Here is a 16,414-nt window from a genome sequence, read left to right on the forward strand (position 1 = left end):
GAGAGCGTAGCCAGCCGTTTCCGGACCCGTCATCATCACTGAGGTGCGGGTGGCTTCGTCGGCCTCATCCTTCCGACCGAGACCGCGGGGCGCCCGAGGCGCCCGCGGGGACCACTCAGGAGACCAGCAGCAGGGCGCCGACGGTGGCGGCGGTGCAGCAGACCGCGAGCACCAGCCCGGTGGCCATGAACCGGCCCAGCGGCACCCGGACCCCGTAGGCGGCGCAGCGCTCGTACCAGATCAGGGTGGCGAGTGAGGCCCACGGGGTGGCCAGCGGCCCGACGTTGGTGCCGATCAGCAGGGCGAGCAGTTGGGTGTGGTTGGCCTTCGGGATCGCCGCCTCGCCGGCGACGTACGCCGGCAGGTTGTTGACCACATTGGACAACGTGGCGCCGGTGGCACCGGCCCGCAGCGCGCCCAGGGCACCCGGGTCGGCCCCGACCAGAGCGGTGACCAGCTCGTCGAGGCCGTACCGGCCGACCGTCTGCAGCACCAGGAAGAGACCGGTGACAAAAATCAGCAGCCGCCACGGCACCAGGGCCAGAGTCAGCCGATCCCGGGCCCGGAACAGGAAACCGACGAGCACGATGCCGGCGGCGACCGCCGAGGCGAGCCCGATCTCGACCCCGAACAGGATGCCGGCCACGAAGAGCAGACAGGCGGCGAACGCCGTACGGTAGAGCACCGGGTCGGCGGGAGGCGCCGGGACCGGCGGGGTGAACCGGTCGGCGCCGCGCCGGCCCCGCCGCCAGTACCAGCCCCAGAGCGCGACCATGGTGACCGTGATCGCCACCAGCTGCGGCAGCCACATCCGGGCGGCGAACGAGACCGGTTCCAGGTTGACCCGACCGGCGGCGAGGATGTTGGTCAGATTCGACACCGGCAGCAGCAGACTGGCGGTGTTCGCCAGCCACACCGTGGTCATCGCCAGTGGCACCGCCGGAATGCCCAGCCGGACGGCGAGCGCGAGCATCACCGGGGTGAGCAGGACCGCCGTGGTGTCCAGGTTCAGCGCGATCGTGGTCACCGAGGCGAAGAGCACACAGAGCAGGAACAACGCGGGGTAGCTGCCGCGCGCGGCGGCGGCCAGCCGGGCGGCGATCACGTCGAAGACCCCGGCGGTGGCGGTCAGCTCGGCCACGATCACGATCGTGCCGAGGAAGAGCAGGATCGGCATGATCCGGGCCATCGTCGCGTCGGCCTCGGCGGCCGGCAGCAGCCCGGTCAGCACACCGAGCACACCGGCGGTCAGCAGTCCGACCGCGATCCAGTCGAGCACCCCGAACCGCCGCCACCACGGCGGGCGTCGCCGACGGCCGTCGTCGCCCCCGACCCCCGGGTCCTCGGCGCCGGTCGGCGGTCGTGGTGTGACGTCGGCCCGGAACGGCGGCCCGGTGACCGGGGTGGGGAGGGCGTCGGGTTCTCCCGGCGCGACGGAGGAGGACGGGCCGTCCTGGTCGATGCCCACAGAGCAGGATCTTCGCACACCACGACGGCCTGCCGTCCCGGCGCCGCCGGCCCGCCTCCCCGAGGTCGCGGTACGCCGGGAAGCTCCCCGTCCCCGGCATACTGTCCGGATGGTAGGTCGCGTGCCGTCAGCCCGGGCCGAACGCCCCATCGACTTCTTCATCAGCTACTCGCCCGCCGACGAGCGCTGGGCGACCTGGCTGGCCTGGGAGTTCGAGGCGGCCGGCTACCGGACCATGTTGCAGGCCTGGGACTTCGTGCCCGGCACCAACTTCATCGACTTCATGGACCGGGGTGTCCGGGAGGCGTCGGTGGTGGTCGCCGTCCTCTCCGAACGGTACCTGCGGTCGACCTACGGCAAGCTGGAGTGGCAGGCGGCGCTGCGGGCCGACCCGACCGGTGTCGGCAACAAGCTGGTCACCGTCCGGATCGAGGACTGCCCGCTGGACGGGCTGCTCGCCACCATCACCTACGTCGACCTGGTCGGCGTCGTCGACCCCGTCGAGGCCCGCGACCGCGTCCTCGGGCGGATCCGCCAGGCGCTCGACGGGCGGGCCAAACCGGTCGAGCGGCCGGGCTTCCCGGCGGGGCAGCCGGGCACCCCCGGCATCGGGGTGCTGGAACAGGTGACGACCGGGGCGAGGCGGGGACACATCCGGTCCCGGCGTACCCCGATCAACCCGCCGCCCTTCCCGCCGACGGTGGGTGCCGGTCCGGGCACCCGTACGGCGGTGACCGTGCTGCAGGTGGCCGGTCCCCGGTTCGGCCGGGGGCTGATCGAGCCGGGCGCGCCGGTGACGCCGGGCGAGCTGCAGGAGAACATCATGGGTGAACTCACCCTGTTGATGAACGACGGCGTGCCCCGGCCCGACCTGATCGTGGTGGCCGGCAACCTCACCGAGTCCGGCAGCGCCCGGGAGTTCGAGGACGCGCTGAGCTTCCTCACCGGCCTGCGGGTGCTGGTCGGACTGGAACCGCACCGGCTGGTGGTGGTTCCCGGCCCCCGGGACATCACCCGGGCGGCGAGCCGGGCCTACTTCGCCACCTGCGAGGCCGACGACGTCGACCCGCAGCCGCCGTACTGGCCGAAGTGGCGGCACTACGCCCGGCTCTTCGACGAGGTCTACCAGGGACTGGACGAACCGATCTTCGACAGCGAGCAGCCGTGGACCCTGTACGCGGTGCCGGACCTGCAGGTCGTGGTCGCCGGACTGAACTCCACGATGGCCGACAGCCACCGGGACGAGGACCATTACGGGCACCTCGGGGAGGCCCAGGCGAGCTGGTTCGCGCAGTGGCTGCGGCCGTACCAGCAGACCGGGTGGCTGCGGCTCGGGGTGATGGCACACACCCCGGGCGACGGTGATCCGTACCCGGCCGGCGCCGGCTCCGCCGCCGAGGCGACGCTGCGCGACGGCACCACCTTCGGCCGGCTCGTCGCGCCGATGCTGAACCTGCTGGTGTCCGGCGCGGCGGCGCCGGGCAGCCCCGGCGACCGGGACCTGCCGCTCGCGCCGGCGGTGACCGGCGGACGTGCCCAGTTGCTCCGGATCGGCGCGACCGGCCTGACCCGCTGGGTACTCGGTCGGGACGACCGGTACGACGCCGGTGAGGAGATCGGACGGCGCTGGTCGAGGGTCGAGGCGACCTTCGGCACCACCGGACCGACCCAGGTACCCGGCCAGCGGACGTCGGGTCCCGGCGAGCTGACCGCCCAGGGGCTCGGTCCGGCCGGCCCGGAGCTGCCACCCGAGCGGGCCGAGCACCGGGCGGACGACCCGGACCAGCTCGTCGACCCCGTCGACGAGCTGCTCGGTCGGATCACCGAGGTCTGTGAGGCCCGGCACGACCGGGTGCTGATCCGGCGGATCGACGGGCGGCGCGCCGAGGGTGAGCGGCCGCACCTGTTCGTCACCTACCGCGAGGACGGCGTCGTCCGGCAGCAGCGGATCGGGGTGAGTCTCGGGCCGCCGAGCCCGGCTGAGATCGACGAGTTCGCCCGCCGGGTGCACGCCGCCAATCCGGAGATCGGTTCGGAACTGGTCTACGAGGGTCCCCGGCTGCCCCGTGCCCAGTACGACGAGGCGCTGCGCCGGGGCGTACGGGTGGTGAACCTGACCGAGTTCCAGGGCCTGCTCGACCTGCGCGACTACGTCGCGGCGCAGACCGCCCGACTGCAGGCCGACCAGCTCTATCCGCCGCAGCTGTACGTCCCGCAGCGGTACCGCCATCTGGTCGGCGGGGAGCAGGGGGTGCGGGAGGACGTGGTCGAGGAGCTGCTGGGCATCCTGACCGAGCCGGACGGTCGGTTCGTCCTGGTGCTCGGCGACTTCGGCCGGGGCAAGACGTTCGCGTTGCGTGAGGCGGCCCGTCGACTGCCGACCGCCGCCCCGGATCTGATCCCGATCCTGGTGGAGCTGCGCGCGCTGGACAAGGCGCACTCGGTCGACGGCCTGGTCGCCGCCCACCTGGCCAACCACGGCGAGCAGGTGATCGACCTCAAGGCGTTCCGGTTCATGCTCCGGCAGGGGCGGATCGTGCTGCTCTTCGACGGCTTCGACGAACTTGTCGCCCGGGTCACCTACGACCGGGCCGCCGACCACCTGGAGGCGCTGCTGCAGGCCGCCGACGGGGCGGCGAAGGTGGTGGTGAGCAGTCGTACCCAGCACTTCAAGACGACCTCCCAGGTGTTCACCGCGCTCGGTGAGCGGGTCGGACTGCTGCCGCACCGCCGGGTGCTCACCATCGAGGACTTCACCCCGGGCCAGATCCGCACCTACCTGCGGCACCGGTACGGCGGTGACGAGCAGGCCGCCCAGGAGCGGATGGACCTGCTGCGCGGGGTGCGGGACCTGCTGGGGCTCTCCCGTAACCCGCGGATGCTCGGCTTCATCGCCAACCTGGACGACCGGCGGCTCGCCGCGGTCGCCGGGGCGAGCGCGTTCAGCGCGGCCGCGCTGTACCGGGAGATCCTGGAGTCCTGGCTGGACTTCGAGGAGCGGCGGACCCGGGACGTGCCGGGGGCGCCGGTCAACCTCGGCCGGGCCGAACTGTGGACCGCGGTGACCCGACTGGCACTGCGGCTCTGGGAGAGCGGCGATTCGTACCTGCGGCTGGCCGAGATCGCCGAGGTCGCCGACACCCTGACCGATCTGGCGGAGTTCCGGCTCTCCCGCCAGCAGGCGGCGCACGCGGTGGGGGCGGGCAGCCTGCTGGTCCGTACCGACGAGGGTTTGTTCGGCTTCATCCACGCCTCGGTGGTGGAGTGGCTGGTGGCGAACGACCTGGCCACCCGGCTGAACCGGGGTGAGTCCCCGAGCGGGCTGTCCCGACGTCCGCTCTCCCAGCTCACCGTCGACTTCCTGGCCGATCTCGCCGATGCCGCGCGCTGTGAACAGTGGACGGCGGAGGTGCTCGGCGACGACTCCCCGGCGGCCGAGACGGCCCGTGCGAACGCGCTGCGGCTCAGCGCCCGGTTGCGGCTGCCGGCCCGGGCCGACCTGCGCGGCGCGGTGCTGCGCGGCGAGGACCTCTCGCACCGGGACCTGGCCGGCGCCGACCTCGGCGAGGCCGACCTCAGCGAGGCCCGGCTGGTCCTCACCAACCTGCAGGGGGCCAACCTGCGGGGCGCCCGGCTGGCCGGCGCCCGGCTGGACCAGACCAACCTGGCCGAGGCCGACCTGCGCGACGCCGACCTCGGTGGTGCCCGGCTGCTCCGGGCCGATCTGCGCGGCGCGTCGGTGCAGGGCAGCCGCTGGCACCGGGCGGCCCTGATCGACGTGACGGCCGACCCGGCGCTGCTGCTCGCCCCGGAGTTGCGGGCGGCGGTCGTCGCACCCGGCCGACCGGTGGTACCCGGGCTGGCCCCGCCGGCGGTCGGCGTCGGCTACGGCTTCGAGGTGGGCCGGATCCCGGACCCGGCGGCGTACAGTCCGGACGGGGCGACGCTGGCGGTCGGCACCGACGACGGCGGGGTGCTGATCTGCGACACCGTCGCCGGGCTGCCGGTGCGGACCCTGCAGGGTCACCGGGGCCGGGTCTACCTGGTCGACTACGACGTCGCCGGGGGCCAGTTGGTGACCGCCTCGGCCGACCTCACGGTCCGGCTCTGGGACGCGGATCACGGCGATCTGCGGCACGTCCTGGAGGGGTTCCGCGACTGGATCTGGCCGGTGACGGTGGGGCCGGGCCGGGGCGCGCTGGCCGTTGGTGACGCCGCCGGGGTGGTCCGGGTCTTCGACACCGCGACCGGCGAACTCCGCCACGAGCTGCCCGGGCACGCCTCGCCGATCTGGACCGCCGCGTTCAGTCCGGACGGGACACTGCTGGTGGTGGGTGACAGCGTCGGCACCGTGCGGGGCTGGGACCTCGACACCGGCGAGCCGCGCTACGAACTGCGGGACGCGGAGGTCGGCTACCGGTTGCGGATCGGTCCGGGCGGCGCGCTGCTCGCGGTCGCCGGCCAGGGTGGCCGGGTCCGGATCCGGGACGCCGTCACCGGCACCGAGCGGCTGGTGCTGCGTGGCCACGAGGCGGACGTCTACGCGCTGGACTTCACCGCGGACGGCAGCCTGCTGGCGACCGGGGACACCTCCGGCGGGGTGCGGCTGTGGGAGCCGGCGACCGGGCGACCGGTCCGGGCCCTTGCCCGGCAGGGCGGTGCCATCTACAGCGTGCGGTTCAGCGGCGACGCCGCCACCTTGGCCACGGCCTCCAGCGACGGCGGGGTACGGCTGTGGGACGTGCCGAGCGGACAGCTGCGGCACGAGTTGAGCCGACACCGGGGATCGGTCTGGCCGGTCGCCTTCCACCCCTCCGGCGAACAGTTGGTGACCAGCAGCAACGACGGCACGACCCGGCTGTGGGACGTGGCCTCCGGGCAGTGCCAGCACACCCTGCGGGGGCACGGCCGGCGGGTCACCTCGGTCGCCTTCCGGGAGGACGGCTCGACGTTGGCCAGTTGCGGAAACGACGGTGTGGTCCGGTTGTGGGACCCGCGCGGCGGGCGCTGCGTACGGGAACTCGCCGGGGCCGCGGACCGGCTGATCTCGGCCGTCTTCTGTCCCGGTACGCCGCTGCTCGCGGCGGCCGGCGGTGACGGCGGTGTCCACCTGTGGAACGTGGAGACCGGGTTCGACGAGCGGGAACTCGACGTGGACACCGACCACGTGTGGGCGGAGGCGTTCAGTCCGGACGGTGACGTGATGGCCACCGCCAACGACGACGACACGGTACGGCTCTGGTACCGGACCACCGGTCGGCACATCGGCACGCTCACCCCGCACCGGGGCCGGGTCCGCTCGGTCGCGTTCAGTCCGGACGGTACGACGATCGCGACCGGGTGCGACGACCGGCTGGTCCGGCTCTGGGACACCGCCACGGGCACCTGCCGGACGGTCCTGGAACACCACACCGACCGGGTCTACGCGGTGGTGTTCAGCCCGGACGGTCGGCTGCTGGCCAGCGCGAGCAACGACGGCACGGCGGCGATCTGGGACACCGGCACCGGTAGCCGGCTGCGGGTCCTCACCGCGCACACCGGTCGGCTCTGGACCGCCGCGTTCAGTCCGGACGGAAATCTGCTCGCGACGGCCGGTGACGACCTGGTGATCCGGCTCTGGGATCCGCGTACCGGGCGGCGGCACGGCATCCTGGCCGGGCACAGCCGGCGGGTCTGGTCGGTGGCGTTCAGTCCGGACAGCACACTGCTGGCCAGCGCCGGCGACGACGGCACGGTGCGGCTGTGGGACGTGGCCGACCCCGGGCACGCCCAGCCGCGGATGACCCTGATCGGCCTGAAGGACGGCTGGGCGGCGTTGAGCCCGGACGGCCGGTACAAGTTGGAAGGTGACAGCGTGGGTCAGTTCTGGCACGCCATCGGCACCTGCCGGTTCGAGATCGGCGAACTTGACGCGTACCTGACCCAGGTCCGTCGGCTTCCCTCCGAGGCGCCTTTCTAGACGTTCCCCGGTCTCCGTCGGCAGTTATGCCGATAACACGCTCATCTGGCCAGATAAGTTGTATAACGGGACCAACAGTGAAATTCCGGCATCCTGGTCGGACGGTGGGAGGTGTTCCGCCGTGCGGAGGTGCCGGGACTCGCGAAAGGTCAGAGACCATGCGACCGCTTCGGGTGTTGCGGATCATCTCCCGGATGACTGTCGGGGAGGCCGCCCCGCAGGTCGGCGCGCTGCTGCGCGGACTCGATCCGGACCGGTTCGAGCAGCGGCTCTACGCCGGTCCGGTCGAGCCCGGCGAGCCCGACTACCGACGGCTCCGGGCCGCCGACGTACCGGTCCGGGTGCTGCCCGAACTGCGGCGTACCGGCCGGCCGGCCGACCACCTCCGGGCGCTGGCCGCCCTGGTCACCGCGATGCGCGAGTTCCGACCGGATCTGGTGCACAGCCACGATCCGCTCAGCGGCGTCCTCGGTCGGGCCGCCGCCGTGGCGTGCCGGGTGCCGATCCGGGTGCACAGCTTCCACGACCACCCGCGGGCGCACCGCCGGTCGTCGACGTCCCCCCGGCAGGTCCCCGCCGTCGAGTGGGCGTTCGCCCGGACGAGTTCCGCCCTGGTCGCGGTGAACGCCCAGGTCCGCGACGAACTGCTGGCCGCCCGGATCGGTCGCCCCGACCAGTACACCGTCATGCCGCCGGGAGCCAGCCTGTCGCCCGTACCGGACCGGGCCGAGGCCCGGCGCCGGCTGGGCCTGGCGGAGGCGGGACCGGTGGTCGCCTCGGTCGGACCGGTCAACGCGGTCAAACGGCTCGACCGGGTGCTCACCGTGGCCCGGGCGGTCCGACGGCGGATGCCGGACGCCCGGTTCGTGATCTGCGGCGAGGGTGACCGGCTCGCCGAGACCGTCGCCGCCGCCGAGGCCGACAACCTCGCGGTGACCTTCCTGCCCTGGCGGCCGGACGTCGAGACGGTCTACGCCGCGGCCGACGTCGTGCTGCTGACCTCGGACCACGAGGGCACCCCACTGGCCCTGATCGAAGCCGCCCAGGCCGGCCGGCCGGTGGTCGCCACCGACGTCGGCGGCGTGGCCGAGGTGGTTCGGCACGAACGGACCGGACTGCTCTGCGACCGCCGGGACCTCGACGGTCTGTGTCGGGCGGTGCTGCGGCTGCTCGGTGACGCCGAACTGCGGCGGCGGATGGGGTGGGCGGCGGCGGCCGACACCCGGGAGGCGTTCGGCACGCCACGGCTGGTGGCCGCCACCCGCGACCTCTACCACCGGCTCGCGATGGCCCGGGGCGGTTGGACCCCGGAGTACGCCGAACCGGTCCCCATGCTGGCCCGGGCCCGCTGAACGCCCCCGGTCGCCGGCAGGGCACGACCCTGGTCACCGGCTCGGCACGCCCCCGGTCGCCGGCAGGGCACGGCCCTGGTCGCCGGGTCGGCCCGGACGACGGTGGGTCAGGTCAGAGCCGTTCCACGTCCGGCCCGGCGCACCGGTCGCGGCTGTCGAAGACGTACCGGGCGGTCCGCCCGACCATGTCGTAGTCGAGGCCGTCGTGGTCGGTCACCACCACCACCGCGTCGGCGGCCCGGACCTCCTCCTCGGTCAACTCGACGACGGTCACCCCGGCCGGGACGTGCCGCGGGTCGGCGTACGGCTCCACCGCCCTGATCCGCGCCCCGAGGGCCCGCAGCCGGTTGGTCACGTCGACCGCGGGGGAGTCCCGGAGATCACCGGTGTTCCGCTTGTACGCCAGCCCGATCACCAGCAGACTCGCGCCCCGCAGCGCCCGCCCCCGGGCGTTCAGGCCGGCCATCACCCGCTGTGTCACGTACTCCGGCATCGAGTGGTTGATGTCGCCGGCCAGTTCGATGAACCGGAACTGCCGTCCGAGCCGGCGTTTTACCTGCCAGGACAGGTAGCAGGGGTCGATCGGCAGACAGTGCCCACCGGTACCCGGTCCCGGGGTGAAGGACATGAAACCGAACGGTTTGGTGGCCGCCGCCCCGATCGCCTGCCAGACGTCGATGCCGAGTTCGTGGCTGAACACCGCGAGCTCGTTCACGAGTGCGATGTTGACCTGACGGAACGTGTTCTCGATCAGTTTGGTCAACTCGGCGACCCGGGGGGAGTCGACCGGCACGGTCCGGTCCACGATCCGCCGGTAGAACGTGTCGACCCGGGCGAGTGCCGCCGCGTCGAGACCGGAGACCACCTTCGGGGTGTTCTCCAGCCGCCAGGTCTGGTTGCCCGGGTCGATCCGCTCCGGGCTGTAGCCGAGGTGGAAGTCGCCCGGGCTGCGCAGCCCGCTGCCCTGCTCCAGCAGCGGCCGGAGCAGTTCCTCGGTGGTACCGGGATAGGTCGTCGACTCCAGGATGACCGTGCAGCCGGGGCGGACGTACGGCCCCAGCGCGGTGCCGGCCTGCTCGACGTAGCTGAGGTCCGGTACGCCGTCCCGCAGTGGCGTCGGCACACTGATCACACAGACGTCGAAGTCCTTCGCGTCCGCGTAGTTGACGGTCGGCAGGTAGCGTCCGGTCGCCAGGGCGGCGGCGAGCCGGCTGTCGGTGATGTCCTCGACAAAGGAGTGCCCGCTGCCGAGTTGCCGGATGCGGCCGGTGTCGACATCCAGGCCGACCACGTCGAGCCCGGCCTCCACGGCGGACACCGCCAGCGGAAGGCCGACGTACCCCTGGCCGATGACAACGAGCTTTTCCCTGGTCATCCGGGCTCCCACGGTGGGCGACAACGTGGGCACACCATAGGATGATTTATCAGTGATCACATTGGAAACGCGGATAAAGGGAACTATCTCGCGTATCTTCCCGCCGACCCGCCGACCCGCCGACCCGCCGACCCGCCGACCCGCCAACCCCCGGGCAGACCGGGTCGCGACCTGCTCAGTCCTGGTCGGGGTCGACCCCGCCACTGGGTGGATCGGCGGGTCCCGCCGGCGTGGTCGCCGGCGGCTCGGTCGGCTCGGCCGGCGTTGTCGGCGCGACGGTCGGCTCGCCTCCGGGTTCGGTGTCCGGGCTCGACGCACTCGGGCTCGGCGTCGGAGTGGGACTCTTCGAACGGTTCGGCCGGACCGGCGGATCGTTCTCCCCGTCCGACTCCGCGCTTTTGGTCTCCTCCGGGTGGCTCGGCTCCTCGCTGGGGCCCGCCGTGGCGGTCGGCGATGCCGGCGGGTTCGTCGCCGGGGCGCCGTCGGGCAGTTGGAACGCGATCAGGGCGGTGACCGCCGCGGCCACCACCCCCACCGCGCCCGCGACCCCGGCCAGGGTCAACGGGCCGACCCCGGACCTTTCGGGCCGGCCGTCGGTCAGCGGAGCCACCGGATCGCCGACCAGCGGAACCACCGGATTGTCGGCCAGCGTGTTCGTGGTCTGACCCATTCGTCCGGAACCGCCACCGGTGGTCGTTCCGCCGACACCGTCCGAGACCGCGACCCCGTCCGCCGTCCCGCCCGGGATCGCCACGACCCCCTCGGCGTCCTCCCCGTCCCCGTCCCCGGCAGCCACCGCGACGACCGCCGGCGCGGCGGCACCGGCCGCGACGACGGTCGGATGACTCGCCGCCGCCCGGGCCGCCCGGGCGAAGGCCGCCGCACTCGGGTAACGGTCGGCCGGATCCTTCGACAACGCCCGGCCGATCAGCGCGGTGACCGGCTCGGGTACGTCGTCGGGCAGCGGGGCGGGCTCGTCGTGCAGGTGCTTCACCGCGACCTGCAGCGGGGTGTCGCCGGTGAACGGTGGGTCACCGGCGACACACTGGTAGGCGACCGCCCCCAGGGCGTAGATGTCGGTGGCGGCCGAGACGGGTCGACCGGCGGCCTGCTCCGGGGCCATGTAGAGAGCGGTGCCGGGCACCGCGTTCGAACTGGTGATGCTGGTGATCTCCACCGAGCGGGCCACCCCGAAGTCCAGCAGCCGTACCGTGCCGTCCGCCTGCACCAGCAGGTTGCTCGGCTTGACGTCCCGGTGCACGATCCCGCCGAGATGCGCGGCGTGCAACGCCTGTGCGACCTGGGCGACCACCCGTAGCGTCTCGGCGAGACCCAGTCGCCCGGCCGCCCGGATCCGCTCGGAGAGCGGTTCGCCGTCGACGTACTCCATCACCAGGTAGTCGGCCCGACCTGTCGGCTGGTTGTCCTCGCCGTAGTCGTAGACCTGCACGATGCCGGGATGCCGGAGGGCGGCCAGCATCCGCGCCTCGGCACGGAACCGGGCGATGAAACCGGGATCGGCGAGCAGCGCAGGCAGCAGCACCTTGACCGCCACCTGGCGACCGAGCACGACGTCCGTGCCACGCCACACGTCACCCATCCCGCCGGTGGCGACACGCTCGTCCAGACGGTATCGGCCGCCCAGCACGACTCCCGATTCCAACACGTGCACACCGTACCCAGCGGTACCTTCGGGTACGCAATCGCGCCGGTCACGTCCTGCGGGTAGGCTGGTCCGGCAGTCGTACGGCGGTCGAGTCGGGCCGGTAGAACCGCATCCTACCGGGGTCGACGGCCAGCCAGACCGGGCTCCCCGGCCCGATCCGGAAGGTCGGCGGCGTCTGCACCTTCAACTGCCGACCCGCCAGGTCCACGGTGAGCAGGATCGCCGCGCCGGTCGGCTCCACCACCTCCACCCGGGCCGCCAGCCGGTCCGGCCCGTCGGCGTCGAAGACCTCGATGTTCTCGGCCCGTACGCCGACCGTGACCTCGTCGTCCGGGTGCTCCGCCAGTGCGGCCGGGGCGGCGGTGCGCTGGTCCCCGATCCGCAACGCCGGCCGGTCGCCCGAACGGTCGAGCCGGGCCGGGAGGAAGTTCATCGGCGGTGCGCCGAGGAAACCGCCGACGAACTGGTCGGCGGGCTCGTCGTACACCTCCAGCGGTGGACCCACCTGGGCGATCCGGCCCTCCCGCAGCACCGCGACCCGGTCGCCGAGGGAGAGCGCCTCGGCCTGGTCGTGGGTGACGTAGACGGTGGTGGTGCCGAGCCTGCCGACGATGCGCTTCAACTCGGTGCGGAACTCCATCCGGAGCAGTGCGTCCAGATTGGACAGAGGTTCGTCCATCAGCAGCACGTCGGCGTCGACCACGATGGCCCGGGCCACCGCCACCCGCTGACGCTGCCCGCCGGAGAGCTGGGCGGGGTACCGGTCCAGGTAGTCGGTGAGGTGCAGCAGTTCGGCGGCCTCGGCGACCCGCCGGTCGATCTCCGCCTTCGGCGTCTTCCGCATGGTCAGCCCGAATCCGATGTTCTGTCGGACCCGCAGGTGCGGGAAGATGGCGTACGACTGGAAGACCATCGACAGACCGCGCTCGCGGGCCGGCAGTTCGGTCACGTCCCGGCCGCCGATGTGCACGCTCCCGGAGTCCGGGGTCTCCAACCCGGCGATCATCCGGAGCAGGGTCGTCTTGCCGCAGCCGCTGGGGCCGACGAGCACCAGGAACTCCCCGTCGCGTACCTCGAGGCTGATGTCGTCGGTGGCGCGCGTCCTGGTCCCGGGGTACGTCTTCACCAGGTCCCGCAGCACGATCTGTGCCAACGTCCGTCCTTTCCTCGGTGCCGCCCGAACCGTCGTCGGGCCGCTGTCGCGGTCGACCCGGTCAGCGGATCGTGGTTCCCCACATGTTCAACAGGTAGCGGCGCATGAAGGCGATGAAAACGAGCGCCGGCACGACCAGCGCGAACCCGCCGGCGAACCGGAACGCCAACGGCGAGTCGGCGAGCGTCGAGAGCACCTGGGCCGGCAGGGTACGTCGACCCAGGGTCAGCACCGCCGCGCCGAGCACCTCGTTCCACGAGGTGACGAAGGTGAAGATGGCGGCGGCGGCGATCCCGGGCAGCGCCTGGGGGAGCACCACCCGCGCGAACGCCTTCGACGCGGTGGCGCCGAAGACCATCGCCGCCTCCTCGTGCTCGACCGGTACCGCGACGAAGATCGCCGAGGTGATCAGCACCGTGGTCGGCAGGGCCAGCGCGGTGTGCAGCAGCGCGACCGCGTACGTGGTGTCGTACAGCCCGGTGGCCAGGAAGACCCGGGCCAGCGGAACGGACAGCACCACGATCGGCAGGGCCCGGGTGAGCAGCAGGAACAACTGGTACGGCTGCCGTCCCCGGAAGGCGTACCGGGCCACCGCGTAGCCGGCCGGCACGCCGAGGGCCAACGACAGAACGAGGCTGAGCAGCCCCACCTCCACCGAGTTCTGGAACCCGGCGATCACCCCGGTGGTGTCCAGGAAGACCCGCATCGTCTCCACCGACGGAGCGGTCGGGACCAGCGGCAGCGGGAACTCGTTCAGCGACTCGCGGCTGGAGAGCGCGGCCAGCGCGATCAGGTAGATCGGCAGTCCCATGAAGAGGGTCACCGCGACACAGACGACGTGCAGCACGACGGTCCGGCGCCGGGCGGCCCGGCCGCGCCGCACCGGTCGGCGCGGCGGCCCCACCGCCCCGCCGTCCGCCGAACCGACCGGCGGCGCCGGCCCGTCGTCGCCCGGCGCCGGTCCGGGAACGTGTCCGGGGCGTTCCGGCGCCACCGACCCGCCGCTCACCGGAGGCCCCCGGCCGCCGGGTCGCGCAGCACCCGCAGGTAGACGATCGCGGTGCCGATCGACATCAGCAGGATCACCAGTGCGATCGCCGCCGCGACCCCCTCGTTCTGCAGGGTCACGTACCACTGGTACGTCTCGCCGACCAGCAGCGGAAAACTCCGGCCGGTGAGCGCCTGGGCGACGGCGAAGGTCTGCAACCCGAGGATGGTCCGCAGGATCAGCGCGACCTGCAGGCTGGGCCGCAGTTGCGGCAGGATCACGTACCGGAGCCGCTGCCAGTAGGTGGCGCCGAAGACCGCCGCCGCCTCGTCGTAGTCCCGTGGCACGTTCTGCAGTCCGGCGACCACGATCACCAGTACCAGTGAGGTGGCCCGCCACAGTTCGGCCAGGAGCACCGCGACGAACATCGTGCTCTGGTTGTCGTACGACAGCCACGCGTACCCGTCGCCGAGGCCGAGCCGGGCCAACAGCGAGTTGAGGTACCCCCGGTCGGCGAAGATGGCCAGCCAGACCAGTCCGGCGGCGAGGTCGCTGATCGCCAGCGGTACGCACCAGACGTAGAAGTAGAACGACGAGAGCTTGGGACGTTCCCGCAGCAGCAGCGCCATGGTCAGGGCGAATCCGAACTGCAGCGGGATGAGGACGACGATCAGCAGCGCCGTGTTGCGGGCGGCGTCCCAGAAGTACGGGTCGTCGACCATCCGGCGCAGATGGGCGAGGGTCGCGCCGTCCTGGTCGGTGAACGCCTGCGCCACGCCGACCACGATCGGCCAGAGGAAGAGCGCGGCGAGGAACACCACGGAGGGAGCGACCAGCAGCACCGGCGTCGGGATCCGGGCCCGCCGTCGACGGCGGGCCGGTGCGGACGGGGCCGGGGGTGCCGTCGCCTCCGGTGCGCCGGTCACTGCACCCGACACGGCTGCCCCGCGACGACCGGGTCCGGGCGCCAGCACGGCACCTTCACCTCGTCGAGGATCTTGTTCAGCTCCCGGGCCTGCCGGTCCAGCACCTGCTGCACCGGGCGGCGGTCCAGGCAGATCTCCTTGAAGCAGTTCTTGAAGATCTGCGACACCTCGCCGTCCCGGGCGCCCAACCCGACCGGCGGCAGCGCCACCACGGCACCCTCGGCCTCCTGCTGCCGGCGTACCGCCTCGGCCTCGAGCGCGATCGCCGGTGGCAGGTCGGCCGGCAGGGTGGTGTTGACGACCGGGAAGAACGCGTTGCGGCGCAGCACCTCGACCTGGACCTCCGGGGCGGTGAGGGTCTCGATCACCTGACGGGCCCGGTCCGCCTCGGGCGCGCCCTTCGGAATCGCCAACCCGGCGACCACGAGCATGTAACCCAGTCCCTTCGGGCCGCGCGGCGCCGGCGCCATCACCCAGTCGTCCGGCTTGTCGGCCGGGGCGGCGACCAGCCGGGCGACGTGGTCCCAGGCGACCAGCACCTCACCGCGCTGCAGCGGCTCCTGCATGTTGTCGAAGTTGGTCGACGCCGGTGCGGTCTGCGCCCAGAGCTGGGTCATGTACCGCCACGCCTCGGCCGCGTCCGGACCCCGGAAGGTGGTCATCTGGCCGCCGGTGAAACTCGGCAGCAGGTAGCCCTGGAAGAACCGGTGGTAGAGACCCTTCGGGCCGCAGGGCAGGCCGAGCACCGGCTTGCCGCCGTTGCCCCGCCGGGCGTCGGTGACCCAGGTCAGGAACTGGTCGTAGGTCAGGTTCTGCACGTCGGCCCCGCTCGGCAGCCACTGCAGAGCCCGCTTGTGCACGGCGAGCACGTACGACGCCTGCATCCACGGCAGGTACGTGGTGGCCCCGCCGCCCAGCCGGCCCAGTTCGGCGATCTCCGGCGGGAACTGCCGGTCGGCGAGTTTCGTCGCGAGTTCGTCCAGGTTGACCAGTCGCTCGGCGTGCGGGGCGAGGTCGCCGTGCAGTCCGCCGGCGAGACTGACCTGGACCCGGTTCGCCGCCGCCTGGGAGGTGAGGGTGGAGGCGAAGACGTTCGGCTCGACCGGGTTGTACGACACGGTGGCGCCGGTGACCCGCTCCCGGAGGATCTGCTCGAACCGTTGGCGTTCCTCGACCGGGGTGAACTGGGTGGAGATGAAGGTGACCGCGCCGTCGGCGTCCGAGCCGGTGGTCGACGCTCCGCCGCAGGCGGTCAGCAGCGGGGCGGCCCCGGCGGCGAGGCCGAGCCCGAGCAGTCTGCGTCGGTCGATCCCGGGCCCCCCGGTGGCCGGCTCTGCGTGTCGTGCCATCGTGCCTCCCCGTGGTGGTGGTGGCCGACCCGGTCAGCTGCCGCGGACCGGAGCCGGCTTGAGCGGAGTGTCACAAGTGCACATATTCGCAAGCATGGTGTCAAGTCGTGGGCACGTCGCGGCGGCGGACGGATCACCGGACCGGGTGACCCGGTGAACCGGGGCCGGCCCAGAAGCC

9 protein-coding genes are annotated in these 16,414 nt (G+C 72.6%); 2 read left to right on the top strand and 7 right to left on the bottom strand.

Translation table 11 applies throughout. The annotated features are described in order from the left end of the window. Positions 1 to 115 precede the first annotated feature (115 nt). Positions 116 to 1,468, bottom strand: coding sequence for an ArsB/NhaD family transporter (locus V1633_RS14585; RefSeq protein ID WP_331214836.1), 1,353 nt, complete (start codon positions 1,466 to 1,468; stop codon positions 116 to 118). Between the two features lie 109 nt (positions 1,469 to 1,577). Here V1633_RS14585 and V1633_RS14590 point away from each other — a divergent pair, with 109 nt between their 5' ends. Both V1633_RS14590 and V1633_RS14595 read left to right on the top strand, forming a co-directional pair. Next, positions 1,578 to 7,427 carry a WD40 domain-containing protein gene (locus V1633_RS14590; protein ID WP_331214837.1) on the top strand — a complete coding sequence of 1,950 codons (5,850 nt, stop codon included), beginning with the start codon at positions 1,578 to 1,580 and terminating at the stop codon, positions 7,425 to 7,427. A gap of 194 nt (positions 7,428 to 7,621) precedes the next feature. Then, positions 7,622 to 8,779 carry a glycosyltransferase gene (locus V1633_RS14595; protein ID WP_331214838.1) on the top strand — a complete coding sequence of 386 codons (1,158 nt, stop codon included), beginning with the start codon at positions 7,622 to 7,624 and terminating at the stop codon, positions 8,777 to 8,779. 112 nt (positions 8,780 to 8,891) lie between these two features. Here the strand turns inward: V1633_RS14595 and V1633_RS14600 are convergent, their stop codons facing one another. From V1633_RS14600 to V1633_RS14625, 6 genes are all read right to left on the bottom strand, one after another. Continuing rightward, complete coding sequence (locus V1633_RS14600; protein ID WP_331214839.1) at positions 8,892 to 10,154, bottom strand: nucleotide sugar dehydrogenase; 1,263 nt, start codon at positions 10,152 to 10,154, stop codon at positions 8,892 to 8,894. A gap of 175 nt (positions 10,155 to 10,329) precedes the next feature. Next, on the bottom strand, positions 10,330 to 11,820 hold the full coding sequence (locus tag V1633_RS14605; protein WP_331214840.1) for a serine/threonine-protein kinase: 1,491 nt from the start codon (positions 11,818 to 11,820) through the stop codon (positions 10,330 to 10,332). Between the two features lie 46 nt (positions 11,821 to 11,866). Then, positions 11,867 to 12,973 (bottom strand): ABC transporter ATP-binding protein, encoded by a 1,107-nt coding sequence (locus V1633_RS14610; RefSeq protein WP_331214841.1) that lies wholly within the window; start codon positions 12,971 to 12,973, stop codon positions 11,867 to 11,869. Positions 12,974 to 13,034: 61 nt separating this feature from the next. Continuing rightward, on the bottom strand, positions 13,035 to 13,982 hold the full coding sequence (locus V1633_RS14615) for a carbohydrate ABC transporter permease (protein WP_331214842.1): 948 nt from the start codon (positions 13,980 to 13,982) through the stop codon (positions 13,035 to 13,037). Then, a complete protein-coding gene (locus V1633_RS14620; RefSeq protein ID WP_331214843.1) occupies positions 13,979 to 14,899 on the bottom strand; it encodes a carbohydrate ABC transporter permease in 921 nt (306 codons plus the stop codon). The genes V1633_RS14615 and V1633_RS14620 overlap by 4 nt, the downstream gene beginning before the upstream one ends. Then, a complete protein-coding gene (locus V1633_RS14625; protein WP_331214844.1) occupies positions 14,884 to 16,236 on the bottom strand; it encodes an ABC transporter substrate-binding protein in 1,353 nt (450 codons plus the stop codon). The genes V1633_RS14620 and V1633_RS14625 overlap by 16 nt, the downstream gene beginning before the upstream one ends. Positions 16,237 to 16,414 lie beyond the last annotated feature (178 nt).

It is taken from the genome of Plantactinospora sonchi (assembly GCF_036422035.1).
Lineage (GTDB): Bacteria > Actinomycetota > Actinomycetes > Mycobacteriales > Micromonosporaceae > Plantactinospora > Plantactinospora sonchi.

What these genes read in the sequence shown, in the direction of transcription:
- V1633_RS14590 (WP_331214837.1), top strand. Translation starts at nt 1,578, where the DNA reads ATGGTAGGTCGCGTGCCGTCAGCCCGGGCCGAACGCCCCATCGACTTC.
- V1633_RS14595 (WP_331214838.1), top strand. Translation starts at nt 7,622, where the DNA reads ATGACTGTCGGGGAGGCCGCCCCGCAGGTCGGCGCGCTGCTGCGCGGA.
- V1633_RS14600 (WP_331214839.1), bottom strand. Translation starts at nt 10,154, where the DNA reads ATGACCAGGGAAAAGCTCGTTGTCATCGGCCAGGGGTACGTCGGCCTT.
- V1633_RS14625 (WP_331214844.1), bottom strand. Translation starts at nt 16,236, where the DNA reads ATGGCACGACACGCAGAGCCGGCCACCGGGGGGCCCGGGATCGACCGA.